The sequence below is a fragment of the Bradyrhizobium sp. YCK136 genome, assembly GCF_044570075.1.
GTDB classification, from domain to species: Bacteria; Pseudomonadota; Alphaproteobacteria; order Rhizobiales; family Xanthobacteraceae; genus Bradyrhizobium; species Bradyrhizobium diazoefficiens.
On the sequence record NZ_CP172424.1, the window covers coordinates 6,337,394 to 6,356,186 of the forward strand.

Consider the following 18,793-nt stretch of genomic DNA (forward strand, 5'->3'; position numbering starts at 1 on the left):
GCCACACACTTTGCACGGTTGAAAAAGGGGCGCAGAATGCGCCCCTTTCTTTTTGGCCAAGGTTTTTTGGCCGAGGCCGGAGGCACCGCAAACGTCAATAATGCTGTCGCAAGATTTTTCGGATCCGCCAAATCCAACGCTTGACGATTGGCATTATGTATACCACACTTACCTCGTCATTCACCTAGGGAGGTTGCAATGCTGGTCGGAGACATTCTGCGCAAGAAGACGCCGCGCGTTGTCACGGTGCGAATGAACGAAACGGTGGGTATCGCCGCCAAGCTGATGCGCGCCAACAACATCAGCGCCCTCGTGGTGAAGGACGTGGTCCGCTCCGAGGGCAACACCGCGGTCGGCATGTTCACCGAGCGCGACGTGGTGCGCGCCGTCGCCGAGCACGGCGCCAATGCCATCAACGTCAAGGTCTCGCAGCTCGTGTCGGTGCAGCAGCTCGTCTCCTGCACCTCGAGCGATACGATCGAGCACGTGCGGCATCTGATGAACCGTCATCACATCCGCCACCTGCCCGTGATCGACGATTACAGCCTCATCTCCGTCATCAGCATGCGCGACATCGCCGCTGCCGTTGACGAGGCGATCAACGGCACGCCGCAAGCAGCAGCTTAAAGCGCCACGACCCTTCCCCTGCGACTACCGGCCCCGGCTCGGATCCCACCGCGCCGGACCGGATCCTTCGTCCCAAAATTCCGGTCACCCGCGAGGATTTCATGAAGATCTGCATCTACGGCGCCGGCGCAATCGGCGGATATCTCGGGGTTCAGCTGGCGCGCGCCGGCGCCGACGTCAGCCTGGTCGCACGCGGCGCGCATCTCGCCGCGATGCGCGAGCGCGGCCTGACGCTTCTCGCGGGAGACGAGACGCACACCGTGCATCCGCGCTGCACCGACGATCCCGCCGAGCTCGGCGTGCAGGACTACATCATCATCACGCTCAAGGCGCATTCGATCACCGGCGTGATCGAGAAGATGCAGCCGCTCTTGGGCCCGCACACCCGCATCGTCACCGCGGTCAACGGCATCCCCTATTGGTACTTCTACAAGCACGGCGGCAAATACGAGAATTCGACGCTGGAGAGCATCGACCCCGGCGGCCGGCAATGGCGCGAGATCGGCGCCGAGCGCGCCATCGGCTGCATCGTCTATCCCGCCACCGAGATCGAGGCGCCCGGCGTGATCCGCCACGTCTACGGCAACAACTTCCCGCTCGGCGAGCCCTCCGGCGAAATCACGTCCGACGTGCAGCGCCTCGCCGATCTCTTCGTCGCCGCCGGCCTGAAGGCCCCGGTGCTCGACCGCATCCGCGACGAGATCTGGCTCAAGCTCTGGGGCAATGTCTGCTTCAACCCGATCAGCGCGCTCACGCACGCAACGCTCGACGTGATCTGCACCGATCCGGCCACGCGCGCGCTGTCGCGCGCGATCATGGTGGAGACGCAAGGCATCGCCGAGACGTTCGGCGTCAAATTCCGCGTCGATGTCGAGCGCCGCATCGAGGGCGCCCGCAAGGTCGGCGCGCACAAGACCTCGATGCTCCAGGACCTCGAGCGCGGCCGCCCGATGGAGATCGACCCGCTCGTCACCGTCGTGCAGGAGATGGGCCGCCTCACCGGCATTTCCACGCCCGCACTGGACTCGGTGCTGGCGATGGTGACCCAGCGCGCCCGCATCGCCGGTCTCTATGACGGCGTCTCCGCGCCCACCGATCCCCGCGCGCTGGCGGTGGCGTGATGACCGGCGAGATCAGGAAATGGCTGCGCTTCCGGAATAATGGCGCGACCGGTTTCGGCACGCTGACCTCATCCGGCATCAGCGTGCACGAGGGCGAGATGTTCGGCCGCCATGCAGCTACCGACAGGACGCTGGCGCTGTCGGAGGTCGAGCTGCTCGCACCCTGCGCACCCAGCAAGATCGTCGCGCTCTGGAACAACTTTCACGCGCTCGCGGCCAAGCTGAACCAGCCCGAGCCGCCGGAGCCGCTCTACCTGCTGAAGGCCACGACCAGCATCGCGGCCCCCGGCGCGGTGATCCGCCGTCCCTCTTATTACGACGGCAAGACCACCTATGAGGGCGAACTCGGCATCGTCATCGGCAGGACCTGCGCCCGCGTCTCGCCTGGTGAGGCCGACAGCTTCATCTTCGGCTATACCTGCGTCAACGACATCACCGCCAACGACATCCTGACCAGCGATCCCACCTTCCCGCAATGGGCCCGCGCCAAGGGCATCGACGATTACGGCCCGTTCGGCCCCACCATCGCGACCGGCCTCGATCCGGCCAAGCTCGTGGTCCGCACCATCCTCAACGGCGCGGAGCGGCAGAACTACCCGATCTCGGACATGATCTTTGGCGCGCAGGAGCTGGTGAGCAGGATCTCCCACGACATGACCCTGCTCCCCGGCGACCTTGATCGCGGTCGGCACCTCGGTCGGCGTCGGCGTGATGAAGGAGCCGGTGAATACGGTCACCGTCGCGATCGACGGGATCGGCGAATTGACCAACGAGTTTCGGTTGTAGCCCTCCGTCATTCCGGGGCGCGCGTAGCGCGAGCTATGATGCGCAATTGCGCATCTGAGAATCCATAACCACGAATGCAATTTGGGTGAGGGATTACGCGCCACGTCGATCTCGCTCCACAACTGCTGCCTGTGGCTATGGATTCCGGGCTCGGCGCTACGCGCCGCCCCGGAATGACGACTGAGGACTGGCCAGCGCCCCACCTCGGGAAAATCCGGCAACCTTCCGCGCCGCCCTCCACCAATCGGCCGACGCCGATCGCTGTGGATCGCGCTCGCTGACACGTCCGGCAAGCCGCGCGCCCCTTGATCTCGGTTCCGCTCTCCAATAGCAATCATGGCAAAAATGTGTGCCGGCGTGAGGAAGTCACGATGTGGCTGTTTTTCCTGGTTGCCTGGTTCGTCCTGCTCGCTGCCATCGCGATCTTCGCCCAGCAGGCGTCCGGTTACGACGTCACCCACCTGCCCGCCTTGTTTGCGGGCCTTCCCATGCCGCAGCGCATCGCGACCGGCGCGCTGCTGGCCGTGGCGCTGGCGCTGATCGGCGCAACCGCCTTTCGGCTCTCGCGCCAGGATCGGCGACTGGGCAAGCTGCGCGACCGCCTGAAGAAGACCCGCGAAGACGTCGTCGTCGCGCACGCCCTGCAAAACCACCTCGACGCCACCGTCCAGCACCTGATCGAGAGCGACCCGAGGGAGGCCGTCTCCGCCCTCCACGACAAGCTTGGCGAGACCGAGCAGCGCGCCCTGCTCCAGCAGGGCCGCAACGAATCCACCGACATGCACGACCAGCTCGCCGAGATCCGCCGCCGCCAGCAAGGCCTGCGCGAGATGGTCGGCAAGGTCGCCGAGCAGCGCCGCGCGGTCGAGCCGATTTTCACCGAGATCCGCGACCGCCAAAATCAGCTCGAACGGTCGCTCCACGACCTCGAGACCGACGACCGCAAGAACAACCTCGCCGACCGGCTCAAGGACATCGCGCACGACATCTCGGCGCTGCTCGCGCGGGTGAACACGGTCCAGGACACGTTTGCGACCCTGAACCAGTACAAGAAAGATCTGGCGAAATCCCACGCCGAGCTCATGCCGCTGCGATCGACGGACGCCGGTATCAACGCGCTGATCAGCGAGCTCGGCCTCAGCCACGACCGCCTCGCCAAGAGCATCGACGAGCTCGAGACCGGCGGCGAAGCGCCGCTCGGCACCCGCGTCGAGACGCTGTCGAAGAACAGGATCGAGATCGAGCAGCGCCTCGCCCGCATCGACGACAGCTTCAACATCCTCAAGACGATCCGCCTCGACTTCGAGGAGCTCGGCCAGCGCCAGGCCCAGCTCGAACGCTCGCTTGCGGAGATCGAGACCGATCCCGACGGCACGACCCTCGTCGACCGCCAGAACGCGCTGAACGATTTCGTCATCCAGTCGCGCCAGCGCCTCGGCGCGTTGCAGGAGACGCTGGCGACGCTGAACGCCTTCAAGACGGACTTGTCGAAGTCTCAGGCCGACCTCGTCCCGCTGAAGGCCCCGGTGTTCGGCATCGAGGCGCTGATCGCGGAAGTCGGCACCACCCGCGACCTGCTCGCCAAAACCGTCGGCGAGATCGAGGCGAACGGCGGCGTGCCCCTCGCCTCGCGCGTCGACGCGCTGGCGAAAAGCAAGCGCGACGTCGAAGACCGCCTCGCCCGCATTTTCGACAATTTCAATGCGCTCGATGCCTTGCGCAAGGACATCGGCGGCATCTTCTCGACGATCAGGAACAGCCTGAACCGGATCGGGTGAGGAAACGCTCGCGGCCGTGGACGCTGCCGAAACATCCAGACACATCACATCTCCGCGCGCCCGACATATGCCGCCAACATGTCCCGCGCGCGCCGCAACTTGGACGCATTCGGCCGCCCTTCTGTGAGGCGTGTCTGGGGGCACGGCACTGCCGTGTTTGGACCAAACCTTCAGGGGTATGACTGTGAAGAAGATTGTATTTGTTCTGGGTGCGACGCTTGCTCTGGTGACGGCTGCGAACGCTGCCGATTTGCCGCGCCGGCAGCCCGTGCCTGTCTATCCGGCGGAGCAGGCGCCGATCGGCAAGATGCCGATTGGCAAGAGCCCGGTTGGCAAGGCCCCGATCGGCAAGGCGCCCGGCCCGGTCGCGGCGCGCTACTGACGCACGGCGACATACGCGCAGCATCTGCGTAAGCGGCCGACAGTCGACGGGGCACAGCGTGACGAACAAACCTGATCGATCGGGATCCTGCATCCTTGCGGGGTTCGCGCTCGCGGCGATGATCGCGTGCACGACGCCCTCGGCCTCGGCCCACGAAGCGAACAAGCGCATGGCCGACGCCAATGCGCTTGCGACGACCGACACCGCATCGCGACCGGCGCCGCAGTCGCGGCGGCCCGTCGCGCGTGCGGAGAAAGGCCCCTACTACGTCGACTTCCGCGCCCGGACGGCGGCGAGCTGGGGCCACGCCTTCGTCTGGTACGGCAAGACCAGCGAGCGCGCCGTCGAGGTCGCGGGCCTGACGCCCGCCGGCGACACCCTTGCTTACGTGCTCGGTCACCTCACCTGGGTGCCGTCAGAGACCGGCGCGAGCTACGGCGATCTCGATCCGGAATATCTGACCGCGAGCTATCGCGTCTATCTGAACGAAGCCGACGCCAAGCGCGTGTTCGCCTACATCAAGAAATTGCAGTCGAGCTCGCCGGTCTGGAACGCCGAGACCACCAACTGCACCGGCTTTATCGGCGACATCGCCGAGTTCATGGGCTTGAAGGTCCCCTATCGCTGGCAGCGCCCGGAGAACTTCGTCAACAGCCTCAAGGAAATGAACGGCGGCCGCCAGATGGTGCGGCTGTCGGCGGAGTAGCCGAAGCCTCAAAGCCCTTGCGGGCGACGACATCTCGCGAACATTCGGGTCCCGTTATCACCCCCTCGCTGTCATTGCCCGCGAAGGCGGGCAATCCAGTATTCCAGAGGCGGCGCGGTAACACGAAGACGCCGCGGCGTACTGGATGCCCCGGTCAAGCCGGGGCATGACAGCGTAGGGTGGAGCGGCACCTCGCCCGTCGGGCAAGACACCCCGCACAAATCTCCCGCCTCGCCTGTCAATCCGCCGCCGCAGATATATTCCACTTTACCGAAATTCGGATTTATCGTACACACGAAACACCCTGGCCCGAGACAAGGGGCGGATCGCGATCGTCACGAACCGCGGGCCGGGCAGCGATGGACGCGACGGCGTCGGGCGCGGGCAGCATTGCAGGGCGGGAAACAGTGAGCAAGGAGCGCTCGCACGAACGACACGGCGCCGGCAGCGTCTTCGCATGGCTTCGGGCGCGAGCACACGCCAGCTCTCGAAGTCCCAGCGAGGACGTGCGCGGACGGCGAAGTCGTGTGGTCCTGACGCCCGGGGTCTGTGCGTCAAGTCTTGTGGTGATATGCGCGGCCCGACCGGACCGCGTGCATCAGCCATCCGCAAGGCGATGGGGGCAATAGTGCATCGCTCCCCGGGGAGAGCACGAAGTAAGCCGTAACCCATCGCGCAGGGAAGGCCGGGCGTCCGGCGAGACCTGTGGTCCACCCCGTGTGCATCTTTTGTAGCGCACGGACTTGCGGGTGCCAGCCGCGCCCGGCCTTCCCTGCGCCCTTGTTCCGATGAGGGCAATGCGATGAAGCAGAGCTCGGGCGGACCATGCCGCGAGAAGGCGAAGGTGTGCCTTGCGGTATGGGAGCGAGTTGCGGCCGCGAGCTTAATTTTATGACGGTCATGACGGGACGAATACTGCAGCCCCCCAATTATCCGTCCCACGGAATCCCCCCGCCTCCCGCATGATCGCCCCGCCCTCACCGCACGCCGGCGCAATAGACTTTTGCCGACCTGGGCGGCATCCTGCCGCCATCAATCGATAACAGGGCCTGCCGCGCAGGCGGGGGAAACGCATCATGTTGCAGACACGGTTCACCAGGCTCGTCGGCGTCGAGCACCCGATCGTCCAGGGCGGCATGCAATGGGTCGGGCGCGCCGAGCTGGTCGCCGCCGTTGCGAATGCCGGCGCGCTCGGCTTCATCACGGCGCTGACCCAGCCCACGCCCGAGGATCTGACCAAGGAGATCGCGCGCTGCCGCGACCTCACCGACAAGCCGTTCGGCGTCAACCTCACCATCCTGCCCGCGATCAAGCCGCCACCCTACGCCGAATACCGCGCCGCCATCATCGAGAGCGGCATCACGGTGGTCGAGACCGCCGGCAACAAGCCGCAGGAGCATGTCGACGAGTTCAGGAAGCACGGCGTCAAGGTCGTGCACAAATGCACCAGCGTCCGCCACGCGCTCTCGGCCGAGCGCATGGGCGTCGACGCCATCTCGATCGACGGGTTCGAATGCGCCGGCCATCCCGGCGAGGACGACACGCCCGGCCTGATCCTGATCCCGGCCGCCGCCAACAAGGTCAAGATCCCGATGATCGCCTCCGGCGGCTTCGCCGACGCGCGCGGCCTCGTCGCGGCGCTGGCGCTCGGCGCCGAGGGCATCAACATGGGCACCCGCTTCATGGCCACCAAGGAGAGCCCGATCCACCAGTCCATCAAGGAGAAGATCGTCGCCAATGACGAGCGCGAGACCGAGCTGATCTTCCGCACCATGCGCAACACCTCCCGCGTCGCCAGGAACGCGGTCTCGACCAAGGTCGTCGCCATGGAGAAGGAAGGCGCCAAGTTCGAGGACATCCGCGAGCTCGTCGTCGGCGCCCGCGGCAAGATGGTCTATGCCACCGGCAACTCCGACGAAGGCATCTGGTCGGCCGGCCAGGTCCAGGGCTTGATCCACGACATCCCGAGCTGCGCCGAGCTCGTCTCCCGCATCGTGTCCGAAGCGCAAGCCATCATCAGAAGCCGGCTGGAGGGAATGATCGTTCAGCCGCAACGCGAAGCGGCGGAATAATTCGCTGAAGTGATTTGAACACGACGCCCGCCACGCCGAAGGTATGCTCCCTCGCCCCGCTTGCGGGGAGAGGGTTGGGGTGAGGGGGAGTCTCCGCGCTGACGGTGACAATTGGACTCGCGGAGACTCCCCCTCACCCACCGCGCGTTCCGCGCGTCGGCCTCTCCCCGCAAGCGGGGAGAGGCGAAGAACGGCACCGCTCTTCACCTACAAACTCAATTGAGCTCCGAGGTAATGCATGAAGGCTTACGTCTACGGCCCTGAGGGCGCTAGGATTTCCGACGTCGCTCAACCAAAACCTAAGGGCACACAGGTGCTCGTCCGCGTCCGTGCCTGCGGCTTGAACCGTGCCGACACCGGCATGCGCAAGGGCCACGCCCATGGCGCGGCCGGCGGGGTCGGCACCGTACTCGGCATGGAATGGGCCGGCGAGGTCGCCGAGCTCGGACCGGATGCCAGGGGCGTGAAGGTCGGAGACCGCATCATGGGCTCGGGCGGCGCGGCGTTTGCCGAGTACACGCTGGCCGATCACGGCCGGCTGTTCCGCGCGCCCTCGAACATGAATTTCGAGGAGGCCGCCACCCTTCCCGTCGCGCTCGCGACCATGCACAACGCGGTCGTCACCGTCGGCGGCGTGCAGGCGGGCCAGAGCGTGCTGATCCAGGGCGCCAGCTCCGGCGTCGGCCTGATGGCGATGCAGATCGCCAAGCTCAAGGGCGCCAAGCTGGTGATCGGCTCGTCGACCGACGCCTATCGGCGCGGCCGGCTGACGGAGTACGGCGCCGACCTCGCCGTCGACTCGTCCGATCCCAAATGGGTCGAGGAGGTGCTGAAGGCGACGAACGGCGATGGCGTCGATCTCATCGTCGACCAGGTCTCCGGCAAGGTCGCCAACCAGAACCTCGCCGCCACCAGGATCAAGGGCCGTATCGTCAATGTCGGCCGGCTCGGCGGCACCCATGCCGATTTCAACTTCGACCTGCACGCCGCGCGCCGGATCGACTATGTCGGCGTCACCTTCCGCACCCGCACCATCGAGGAAGTCCGCGAGATCTTCGAGGAGGTCCGCAAGGACATCTGGGGTGCGGTGGAATCGCGGAAGCTGCAACTGCCGATCGACAGGGTGTTTGCATTCGCCGACATCGACAAGGCGTTCGAGCACATGGAAGCGAACAAGCATCTGGGGAAGATTGTCGTGACGGTGTGAGGGTGGCCGTCATTCCGGGCGGCTCGAAGAGCCGAACCCGGAATGACATCGTGACCGCTCCTGCAACTCACTAGCGACTACTCCTGTGGATCATCGCTTGATGTCCCGCGCCGGGCTGCTAAATCCCCCGCCATGACCTCCCAGCACAACAAGACCTCGGTCGCGGCCATCTCGATCTTCGCCAGCGGCGGCATGGCGGCGGCGAAGTTCGTGGTCGGCGTGGCGATCGGCTCGCTCGCGCTGATCTCGGAAGCCCTGCACTCCTCGGTCGACCTGGTCGCAACCATCATCACCTGGGCGGTGGTGCGGGTGTCCGACAAGCCGGCCGACGACGAGCATCACTACGGCCACGGCAAGCTGGAGAGCATCTCCGCGCTCGGCGTCACCGCCCTGCTCTACGTGCTCGCCGGCGGCATCCTGGTCGAGGCCTACAGCCGGCTGCGCGAGGGAACCCCGCCGCCGACCATTTCGGCCATACCGTTCGTGGTGCTGGTGATCGACATCGTCGTCAACCTGTGGCGCGCCCGCGCCCTGCACCGCGCCGCGCGGGAGACGCGCAGCCAGGCGCTCGCCGCCGACGCGCTGCACTTCGCCTCCGACGTCATGGGCTCCTTCGCCGTGATCGTGGGCCTGATCCTCGCCGCTCTCGGCTTCTGGTGGGGCGACGCGGCGGCTGCCGCGGCGGTCGCGGTGATGATCGCAGCGCTCGGCCTGCGCATGGCCGGCTCGACCGTGCAGACGCTGGTCGACCGCGCGCCGGAGGGCGCGCAGGAGAAGGCCACGGCCGCGATCCGCAGCGTCCCCGGCGTGATCGGCGTCGAGCGGCTGCGGGTGCGCATGGTCGGCGCGACCACCTTCATCGACACCATCGCAAAGGTGCCGCGGACCTATCCAATCGACCGCGTCGAGGAGATCAAGCGCAAGGTGCAGGCCGCCGTCGACAAGGCATTCGGCGATGCCGACCTCACCTTCACCCCGGTCCCCGTCGCCCGCGACAACGAGACCGTACGCGACCGCATCATGGTGATCGCCCGCAATTCGAGCCTCGCCGTCCACCACGTCACGGTGCACGACCTCGGCGCCAAGCTGATCGTCAGCATCGACCTCGAGGTCGACGCCGGCATGCGGCTCGACGCCGCCCACGACGTCGCCAACACGCTGGAGCGGAACATCCAGGAGGAGTTCGGCGCCGACGTCGAGGTCGACGTCCATATCGAGCCTCTGGAACCGGAACTGCCGTTCGGCGTCGATGCCACGCCGGAACGGGTGCAGACCATCGCCGCCGCGTTGGCCGAATTCGCCGGCGAGGGCGAGATCCACGACATCCACAATGTGCGCGTCCGCAACACCGATGCCGGCGAGATCGTCAACTTTCATTGCCGCGCCACGCCGTCGATGAGCGTGATCAAGGTGCACGAGCATGTCGACGCGATCGAGCGCGCGTTGCGCCGCGCGTTCCCGAGCGTGAAGCGCGTGATCAGCCACGCCGAGCCGCCGCGCACGTGACGCAGAATGTGCGAGGAGTCACACGTTCTCGTTTCGGACTCGTCACGCACGTGAGTTTGCGGGCACGCGACGCGCAAACTGCTCATTGGATAAGAATAAATTCGCGTTAACGATTCGTTGACTCTCGACAGCCCGACAAAACTGGATTCAAATCGGTGTGATTCGGAAGCGATGTGGGGCTGCTTCCGAACTCAAGTTGCAAGCAAGTTTTCCAGGGGGCCGAAGGCATGTCGCGTGCAGACGCCGCGAACGCGTGCGTCCAATCCGATTCGATCAAAGGATTGGCGCAATCGATCGCGAAACCTGCCTATCACCGGCTGCTGATCGCGGAGCCGGCGCTGCGTCGCGCCGTGCCGACGCTCATCATCGCGTTCCTGATCACGATCTGCCTCGGCGCGTTCGTGCAGGTCGTCGACCAGACGCGCCAGAAGCGGCTGGTGATCCGCCATGACATCTCGGCACTCGCCGATTTGCTCGCCGAGCGCATCGACCGCCTCACCACCTCGCGGCAGGAACGGCTGAAGAACATCGAGAACATGCCGACGCTGCTGCCCGACCTGATCCCGTCCTGGGGCACGGCCACGGGCCGCCATGTCATCGTCACCTCGGCCGGCGTCGACCGCCGCATCCTCGCCCGCATTCCCGTCGACAGCGATCCCTCAGGCAACGACCGCCTGCTCGATTCCATCACCACGGCGCAGTTGCTCGCGGCGCCGCCGCGCGACGGCAACATCTCCGACATGACGCTGCCGAACGGCAACGCCGCGATGGCGATCTCGCGGCAGATCAAGTCGCTGCCCGGCTTCGTCACCGTGATCCAGGAGCGCAACGAGCCGATCTGGGGCTCGGACGCCGCGCTCTCGGTGACGCTGTCGGCCACCACCGGCTTCGTCGTCCTGATCCTCGGTTTCGCCTTCCACTGGCAGTCGACCCGCGCCCGCGAGGGCGATCTCATCAACGACGCGGTGCGCGGCCGCATCGACACCGCGCTCAACCGCGGCCGCTGCGGCCTCTGGGACTGGGACCTGTCGCGCGGCCGGATCTTCTGGTCGCAGTCGATGTTCTCGATGCTGGGCCTCGACGGCCGCAACGAGCTCCTGACCTTCGGCGAGGTCAACGCGCTGGTGAAGTCCGACGACATCGACCTGTTCGAGATCGCCGACCAGCTCATCTCCGAGAAGATCGACCACATCGACCAGACCTTCCGCATGCAGCATGTCGACGGTCACTGGATCTGGCTCCGTGTCCGCTGCGAAAAGACGAGCGGTGCGACCGACTCCAGCGTTCACCTGATCGGAATCGCCGTCGACATCACCGAGCAGAAGAGCCTCGCCGAGCGCACGGTGGAAGCCGATTTGCGCCTGCGCGACGCCATCGAGACCATTCCGGAGGCCTTCGTGCTGTGGGACGCGAGCGACCGCCTCGTGCTCTGCAACTCGCACTTCCAGCGCCTGCACAAGCTGCCCGACAGCGCCGTCATTCCCGGCACCTCCTACGAAACCGTGCTCGAGGTCGGCCGCATGCCGGAGGTGCGCACCCGCCACAACGAGACGGCTGCCCAAGGCCCGGGCGCGCGCACCTTCGAGGCGCAGCTCGACGACGGCAGCTGGCTGCACATCAGCGAGCGCCGCACCAAGGACGGCGGCTACGTCTCGGTCGGCACCGACATCACCCGCATCAAGGAGCACGAGCAGAAGCTGGTCGACAACGATCTGCGCCTGCGCGCCACCGTCATCGACCTGAAGCGCTCGCAGGCCGCGCTCGAACGCCAGACCAACGAGCTCGCCGACCTCGCCGAGAAGTATCAGCGCGAGAAGACCCGCGCCGAGGAAGCCAACCAGACCAAGTCGAAATTCCTCGCCAATATGAGCCACGAGCTGCGCACGCCGCTCAACGCCATCATCGGCTTCTCCGAGATCATGGGCTCGGGCCTGTTCGGCGAGCTCGGCAGCGAGAAGTACCAGGAATATTGCCAGGACATCCTGACCAGCGGCCACTACCTTCTCGAAGTCATCAACGACATCCTCGACATGTCCAAAATCGAGGCCGGCCGCATGAAGCTCGACATGGAGGAGCTCGACCTCGCGCGGACGCTCGCGGAATCCCTGCGCGTCGTCTCCGGCCGCGCGCAGGACAAGCACCTGACGCTCGATGCCGATATCGAGAAATCGATCTCCGTCGTCGCCGACCGCCGCGCCACCAAGCAGATCATCGTCAACCTGCTCTCGAACGCGGTGAAGTTCACGCCCGACGGCGGACGCATCGTCGTGCGCAGCCGGCAGCTCGACGACAGGATCGTGCTGATGATCGCCGACACCGGCATCGGGATCGCCCCGCACTCCCTGGCGCGGCTCGGACGCCCGTTCGAGCAGGTCGAGAGCCAGCTCACGAAGACCTATCACGGCTCGGGGCTGGGCCTCGCCATCGCCCGCTCGCTGGCGCAACTCCACGGCGGCTCGATGCGGCTGCGCTCGAAGATCGATGTCGGCACCGTCGTCCGCGTGACGCTGCCGCGCGACGCCGTCAAGGCGGCGTCCGGGATATCGGCCGCGGCCTGAAGCTACAATTGCAGCGTCGGCGCGACCTCGCGCGCGACATTGACCAGCGCCGCGATCAGCGGCGTCATCGGATCGCGCTGCGGGATCACCATGCCGATGCTGTAATTGACCTCGGGGTCGACGATCGGGATCGAACGCACAGTATCGGACAGGCCAAGCGTCTCGGCGAGCTTGGCCGGCATCACGCTCGCCCAGCGTCCCGTCTTCACGTGCGTGAACAGCACGAGCAGCGAGTTCGAGGTCAGCGTCGGCGTCGCCTCCGCGCCGACCGAGCGCAGCGCGCGGTCGATGATGCGGCGGTTCTGCATGTCGGGCGTGAGCAAGCACAGCGGCACCTGCCCGACCTCGGTCCAGGTCACCGTCTCGCGATCACCGAACATCGCATCAGGCGCGGTGAGGAGGCGATAGCTCTCGTTGTAGAGCGGAATGGTGCGCACCTTGCCGATCGGCTCGTTCTCGATATAGGTCAGCCCCGCGTCCACCTCGAGATTTTCGAGCAGCCCGAGCACCTCCGATGACGTTGTGGACTGGATGCGGAAGCGCACCTCGGGATGCCTGGCGCGGAACGGCGTCGTCAGCGCGGCAACCATGCCGAGCACGGTCGGGATCGCCGCGATGCGGATCTCACCGGAGAGCTTGTCCTTCAGCGAGTTGATCTCCTGGCGCATCGCGCGGGCATCGCCAACGATCCGCCGCGCCCAGTCCAGCGCCCGCTCGCCCTCGGGCGTAAAGCCCTGGAAGCGGGACCCGCGCTGGACCAGCATCACGCCGAGGATCTCCTCGAGCTGCTTGAGCCCGGTCGACATCGTCGGCTGGGTGACCCCGCAGGCTTCCGCCGCGCGTCCGAAATGCCGTTCCTTCGCCAGCGCCAGCAGCAGTTCAAGCTTGTCGATCAACCGGACGTCCCCTCGAATTCTGTCGTGGCATGCAAGCTAGCACGGCAGGTCCTTGCCAACACGGAAAAACCGGCAGGCGAAATGCGATTAATTGCACTTCCGTATCGATCGATTGCATCCGCCAATCGATCTGAATTCGCAATCGCAGCATGAGACAGCTTTATTGATCTTCGAATGATTCCAAATAGTTTGCGAGGCAGGAACGCTCAGGTTGAGAACAAAGAATGACAGCGACTTACGAGCCTTGTTACGAGCCTTGGGACGAGACGCGCGGCGCCGAGATCATCGCCGAACATGCAAGGCAGGAGGGCGCGACGCTGGTCATCCTGCATGCGCTCCAGGAGGCGTTCGGCTACGTGCCGGAGGCCGCCATTCCCATGGTGGCGCAAGCGCTCAATCTGTCGCGCGCCGAGGTGCATGGCGTATTCACGTTCTATCATGATTTCAGGCACAAGCCGGCCGGCCGCCACGTGCTGAAGCTTTGCCGCGCCGAGGCCTGCCAGGCTGCGGGCGGCGATGCGCTGGCCGCGCGTGCCGAGGCCAGGCTCGGCGTGTCGCTTGGCAACACGACGGCCGATGATCGCGTCACGCTGGAGCCGATCTACTGCCTCGGACTCTGCGCGACCGCACCGTCCGCGATGCTCGACGGCCGCCTCGTCGGCCGGCTCGACGAGAAGCGTCTCGATGCGCTGGTTGCGGAGGCACAGCGATGAGCATGCGTCTCTTCGTCTCACGCGACGCGGGTGCGTTGGCCGTCGGCGCCGACGAGGTTGCGCTGGCGCTGGAACAGGCTGCGGCCAAGCGCGGCGTCGCCGTCGAGATCATCAGGACCGGCTCGCGCGGCATGTACTGGCTGGAGCCGCTGGTCGAGGTCGCGACGCCGCAGGGCCGGATCGCGTTCGGTCCGGTCACCGAGGCCGATGTGCCCTCCCTGCTCGACGCGCTCGCCAGCAATACGCCGCATCTGCTGCGGTTAGGGGCGACCGACGAGATTCCCTGGCTGAAGCGCCAGACCCGCCTCACCTTCGCCCGCTGCGGCGTGATCGATCCGCGCTCGCTCGAGGACTACCGCGCCCACGGTGGCTACAAGGGCCTGGAGCGCGCGCTGTCGCTCGGCTCGGAGGCCATCCTCACCGAGGTCACGGCATCGGGCCTGCGCGGCCGCGGCGGCGCGGGCTTTCCGACCGGCATCAAGTGGAAGACGGTTGCCCAGGCCAAGGCCGACCGCAAGTTCATCGTCTGCAACGCCGATGAGGGCGACAGCGGTACCTTCGCCGACCGCATGATCATGGAAGGCGATCCCTTCCTGGTGATCGAGGGCATGACCACCGCCGGCATCACCGTCGGCGCGACCAAGGGCTACATCTACATCCGCAGCGAATATCCGCACGCGGTCGAGGCGATGAAGGCCGCGATCCAGGCTGCGAAGCGCGGCGGTTATCTCGGCGACAAGATCGGCGGCTCGACCTACAGCTTCGACCTCGAAGTCCGCGTCGGCGCCGGAGCCTATGTCTGCGGCGAGGAAACGTCGCTGCTGGAGAGCCTCGAAGGCCGCCGCGGCATCGTGCGCGCCAAGCCGCCCCTGCCGGCCCATCACGGCCTGTTCGGCAAGCCGACCGTGATCAACAACGTGCTGTCGTTCGCGGCGATCCCCTTCATCCTCGCCGAAGGCGCCAAGGCCTATGCCGATTTCGGCATGGGCCGCTCGCGCGGCACGATGCCGATCCAGCTCGCCGGCAATATCCGCCATGGCGGCCTGTACGAGACCGCGTTCGGCGTGACGCTGGGCGAGCTTGTCGACGACATCGGCGGCGGCACGTTCACGGGCCGCCCGGTCCGTGCGGTGCAGGTCGGCGGGCCCCTTGGCGCTTACTTCCCCCGCGCGCTGTTCGACACGCCGTTCGACTACGAGGCCTTCGCTGCGCGTGACGGGCTGATCGGCCATGGCGGCATCGTCGTGTTCGACGACAGCGTCGACATGCGCAGGCAGGCGCGCTTCGCGATGGAATTCTGCGCCGTCGAATCCTGCGGCAAGTGCACGCCCTGCCGGATCGGCTCGACCCGCGGCGTCGAGACCATCGAGAAGATCATCAACGGCGAACGCGTCAGCGAAAACCTCGCGCTGGTCGAAGACCTCTGCAACACCATGAAATTCGGCTCGCTCTGCGCGCTCGGCGGCTTCACGCCCTATCCTGTGCTCAGCGCATTGAAGCACTTCCGGGAGGACTTCGTCCCGGCGCCGACCACGCTTCAGGCCGCGGAATAGGGAGAACGACAATGTCTCTGATCGAAGAAATCGACTTCGGCACGCCGCGCGCCAAATCGGAAACGATGGTGACGCTGACCATCGACGGCAAGGAGATCTCGGTGCCCGAGGGCACCTCGATCATGCGCGCAGCGATGGAAGCCGGCCACCAGATCCCGAAACTCTGCGCGACCGACATGGTCGATGCATTCGGCTCCTGCCGCCTCTGCCTCGTCGAGATCGAGGGCCGCGCCGGCACGCCGGCATCCTGCACTACGCCCGTGATGCCGGGCCTCGTCGTGCACACCCAGACCGACCGGCTGAAGAAGCTGCGCAAGGGCGTGATGGAGCTCTACATCTCCGATCACCCGCTCGACTGCCTCACCTGCGGCGCCAACGGCGATTGCGAGTTGCAGGACATGGCCGGCGCCGTGGGCCTGCGCGACGTGCGCTACGGCTACGAGGGCGAGAACCACGTCTTCGCGAAATCCAACGGCGAGGTCAACGCCGCCTGGATGCCGAAGGACGAGTCCAACCCCTACTTCGCCTACGATCCCTCCAAGTGCATCGTCTGCTCGCGCTGCGTCCGCGCCTGCGAGGAGGTGCAAGGCACCTTCGCGCTGACGATCTCGGGCCGCGGCTTCGACAGCCGCGTCTCGCCCGGCATGAGCGAGAGCTTCCTCGGCTCCGAATGCGTCTCCTGCGGCGCCTGCGTGCAGGCCTGCCCGACCGCGACGCTGACCGAAAAATCCGTCATCGAGATCGGCCAGCCCGAGCATTCGGTCGTCACAACCTGCGCCTATTGCGGCGTCGGCTGCGCCTTCAAGGCGGAGATGCGCGGCGAGGAAGTCGTGCGCATGGTGCCGTACAAGGACGGCAAGGCCAATCGCGGCCATTCCTGCGTCAAGGGACGCTTCGCCTGGGGCTACACCAACCACAAGGAACGCATCCTCAAGCCGATGATCCGCGAACGGATCGAGGATCCCTGGCGCGAAGTGTCCTGGGATGAGGCGTTCTCCTTCGCCGCCGCCAGGATGCGCGGCATCCAGAACAAGTACGGCCGCGACGCCATCGGCGGCATCACCTCGTCCCGCTGCACCAACGAAGAGACCTATCTGGTGCAGAAGCTGATCCGGGCCGGTTTCGGCAACAACAATGTCGATACCTGCGCCCGCGTCTGCCACTCGCCGACCGGCTATGGCCTGTCGCAGACCTTCGGCACGTCGGCCGGCACCCAGGACTTCGACTCCGTGGAGAACACCGACGTCGCCGTCGTCATCGGCGCCAATCCGGCCTCCGCACACCCCGTCTTCGCCTCGCGCCTGAAGAAGCGCCTGCGCCAGGGTGCCAAGCTGATCGTGATCGATCCGCGCCGCACCGAGATGGTGGAATCGCCGCATGTGAAGGCGCTGCATCTGCCGCTGATGCCCGGCACCAACGTCGCGGTCGTCACCGCGCTGGCGCATGTCATCGTCACCGAGGGCCTCGTCAACGAAGCCTTCGTGCGCGAGCGCTGCGACTGGACCGAGTTCGAGGAATGGGCCGCCTTCGTCGCCCAGCCGAACAACAGCCCGGAAGCAACGGCGATCCTCACCGGCGTGGACCCCAAGGCGCTGCGCGAAGCGGCCCGCATCTACGCCACCGGCGGCAACGGCGCGATCTATTACGGTCTCGGCGTCACCGAGCACAGCCAGGGTTCGACCACGGTGATCGCGATCGCCAACCTCGCGATGGCGACCGGCAATATCGGCCGTCCCGGCGTCGGCGTGAACCCGTTGCGCGGCCAGAACAACGTGCAGGGCTCCTGCGACATGGGCTCGTTCCCGCACGAGCTGCCCGGCTACCGCCACATCTCGGGCGATGCCGTGCGCGACCAGTTCGAGGCGCTCTGGAACGTCAAGCTCAATCCGGAGCCGGGCCTGCGTATTCCCAACATGTTCGATGCCGCGATCGAGGGCACTTTCATGGGCATCTATGTGCAGGGCGAGGACATCCTCCAGTCCGACCCCAACACCTCGCATGTGGTGGCGGCGCTGTCGGCGATGGAATGCGTGATCGTCCACGACCTGTTCCTGAACGAGACCGCGAACTACGCCCACGTCTTCCTGCCCGGCTCGAGCTTCCTCGAGAAGGACGGCACCTTTACCAACGCTGAACGCCGCATCCAGCGCGTGCGCAAGGTGATGACGCCGAAGAACGGCATGGCCGACTGGGAAGTCACCATCGGCCTTGCCAAGGCCATGGGCTTCGAGATGAACTACAGCCACCCGTCCGAGATCATGGACGAGATCGCGGCGCTGACGCCGACCTTCACCGGCGTCTCCTATGCCAAGCTCGACGAGCTCGGCTCGGTGCAGTGGCCGTGCAACGAGAAGGCGCCCGAGGGCACGCCGGTGATGCATATCGACGGCTTCGTCCGCGGCAAGGGCAAGTTCATCGTCACCGAAAATGTCGCGACCGACGAGCGGACCGGCCCACGTTTCCCGCTGCTGCTCACCACGGGGCGCATCCTCAGCCAGTACAATGTCGGCGCGCAGACAAGGCGGACCGAGAACGTGGTCTGGCATGCCGAGGACCGGCTGGAGATCCACCCACACGACGCCGAGCAGCGCGGGGTGCGCGACGGCGACTGGGTGCGGTTGACGAGCCGCGCCGGCGAGACCACGCTGCGCGCGGAGATCACCGATCGCGTCGCGCCGGGCGTCGTCTACACCACCTTCCACCACCCGGACACACAGGCCAACGTCATCACGACGGACTATTCGGACTGGGCGACCAACTGTCCCGAATACAAGGTCACGGCGGTGCAGATCTCGCCGTCGAACGGCCCGTCCGACTGGCAGAAGTCCTATGACGCGCAGGCGCGGCACTCCCGCCGCATCGCGCCCGCCGAGGCTGCGGAGTAAGCG

13 protein-coding genes and 1 pseudogene are annotated in these 18,793 nt (G+C 66.1%); 13 read left to right on the top strand and 1 reads right to left on the bottom strand.

Annotated features, from left to right (window positions below; all coding sequences use genetic code 11):
• The first annotated feature begins 198 nt into the window (after positions 1–198).
• The 10 genes and pseudogenes from ACFLEY_RS30675 (at position 199) to ACFLEY_RS30720 (ending at position 12,743) form a co-directional block, all read left to right on the top strand.
• Positions 199–627, top strand: coding sequence for a CBS domain-containing protein (locus ACFLEY_RS30675; RefSeq protein WP_028172222.1), 429 nt, complete (start codon positions 199–201; stop codon positions 625–627).
• Positions 628–728: 101 nt separating this feature from the next.
• On the top strand, positions 729–1,748 hold the full coding sequence (locus ACFLEY_RS30680; RefSeq protein ID WP_060911225.1) for a 2-dehydropantoate 2-reductase: 1,020 nt from the start codon (positions 729–731) through the stop codon (positions 1,746–1,748).
• A pseudogene (locus ACFLEY_RS30685) lies at positions 1,748–2,534 on the top strand (fumarylacetoacetate hydrolase family protein). The gene ACFLEY_RS30680 and the pseudogene ACFLEY_RS30685 overlap by 1 nt, the downstream one beginning before the upstream one ends.
• A gap of 371 nt (positions 2,535–2,905) precedes the next feature.
• Complete coding sequence (locus ACFLEY_RS30690) at positions 2,906–4,312, top strand: hypothetical protein (RefSeq protein WP_060911224.1); 1,407 nt, start codon at positions 2,906–2,908, stop codon at positions 4,310–4,312.
• A 178-nt stretch (positions 4,313–4,490) separates the two neighbouring features.
• The gene (locus ACFLEY_RS30695; RefSeq protein ID WP_018647766.1) at positions 4,491–4,694 is read left to right on the top strand and encodes a hypothetical protein; all 204 of its coding nucleotides are present in this window, start codon (positions 4,491–4,493) and stop codon (positions 4,692–4,694) included.
• Between the two features lie 58 nt (positions 4,695–4,752).
• On the top strand, positions 4,753–5,400 hold the full coding sequence (locus ACFLEY_RS30700; RefSeq protein WP_028172226.1) for a hypothetical protein: 648 nt from the start codon (positions 4,753–4,755) through the stop codon (positions 5,398–5,400).
• A 1,076-nt stretch (positions 5,401–6,476) separates the two neighbouring features.
• On the top strand, positions 6,477–7,472 hold the full coding sequence (locus tag ACFLEY_RS30705) for a nitronate monooxygenase family protein (protein WP_060911223.1): 996 nt from the start codon (positions 6,477–6,479) through the stop codon (positions 7,470–7,472).
• A 238-nt stretch (positions 7,473–7,710) separates the two neighbouring features.
• Positions 7,711–8,679, top strand: a complete 969-nt coding sequence (locus tag ACFLEY_RS30710) for a zinc-binding dehydrogenase (RefSeq protein WP_060911222.1) — start codon at positions 7,711–7,713, stop codon at positions 8,677–8,679.
• Between the two features lie 132 nt (positions 8,680–8,811).
• Positions 8,812–10,185: a cation-efflux pump gene (locus ACFLEY_RS30715; protein WP_028172229.1), complete on the top strand. Its 1,374-nt coding sequence runs from the start codon at positions 8,812–8,814 to the stop codon at positions 10,183–10,185.
• 227 nt (positions 10,186–10,412) lie between these two features.
• Positions 10,413–12,743: a PAS domain-containing sensor histidine kinase gene (locus ACFLEY_RS30720; protein WP_060911221.1), complete on the top strand. Its 2,331-nt coding sequence runs from the start codon at positions 10,413–10,415 to the stop codon at positions 12,741–12,743.
• A gap of 2 nt (positions 12,744–12,745) precedes the next feature.
• Here the strand turns inward: ACFLEY_RS30720 and ACFLEY_RS30725 are convergent, their stop codons facing one another.
• A complete protein-coding gene (locus tag ACFLEY_RS30725) occupies positions 12,746–13,639 on the bottom strand; it encodes a LysR family transcriptional regulator (protein ID WP_011085923.1) in 894 nt (297 codons plus the stop codon).
• A gap of 224 nt (positions 13,640–13,863) precedes the next feature.
• On the opposite strand from ACFLEY_RS30725, the gene ACFLEY_RS30730 reads away from it, so the two are divergent.
• From ACFLEY_RS30730 to fdhF, 3 genes are read left to right on the top strand one after another with little or no spacing between them, the layout of a single operon-like run.
• Positions 13,864–14,352: a formate dehydrogenase subunit gamma gene (locus tag ACFLEY_RS30730; RefSeq protein WP_028172230.1), complete on the top strand. Its 489-nt coding sequence runs from the start codon at positions 13,864–13,866 to the stop codon at positions 14,350–14,352.
• Positions 14,349–15,905, top strand: a complete 1,557-nt coding sequence (locus ACFLEY_RS30735) for an NADH-quinone oxidoreductase subunit NuoF (protein ID WP_060911220.1) — start codon at positions 14,349–14,351, stop codon at positions 15,903–15,905. The genes ACFLEY_RS30730 and ACFLEY_RS30735 overlap by 4 nt, the downstream gene beginning before the upstream one ends.
• 11 nt (positions 15,906–15,916) lie before the next feature.
• Positions 15,917–18,790 (top strand): formate dehydrogenase subunit alpha, encoded by a 2,874-nt coding sequence (gene fdhF / locus ACFLEY_RS30740; protein WP_060911219.1) that lies wholly within the window; start codon positions 15,917–15,919, stop codon positions 18,788–18,790.
• Positions 18,791–18,793: the final 3 nt, after the last annotated feature.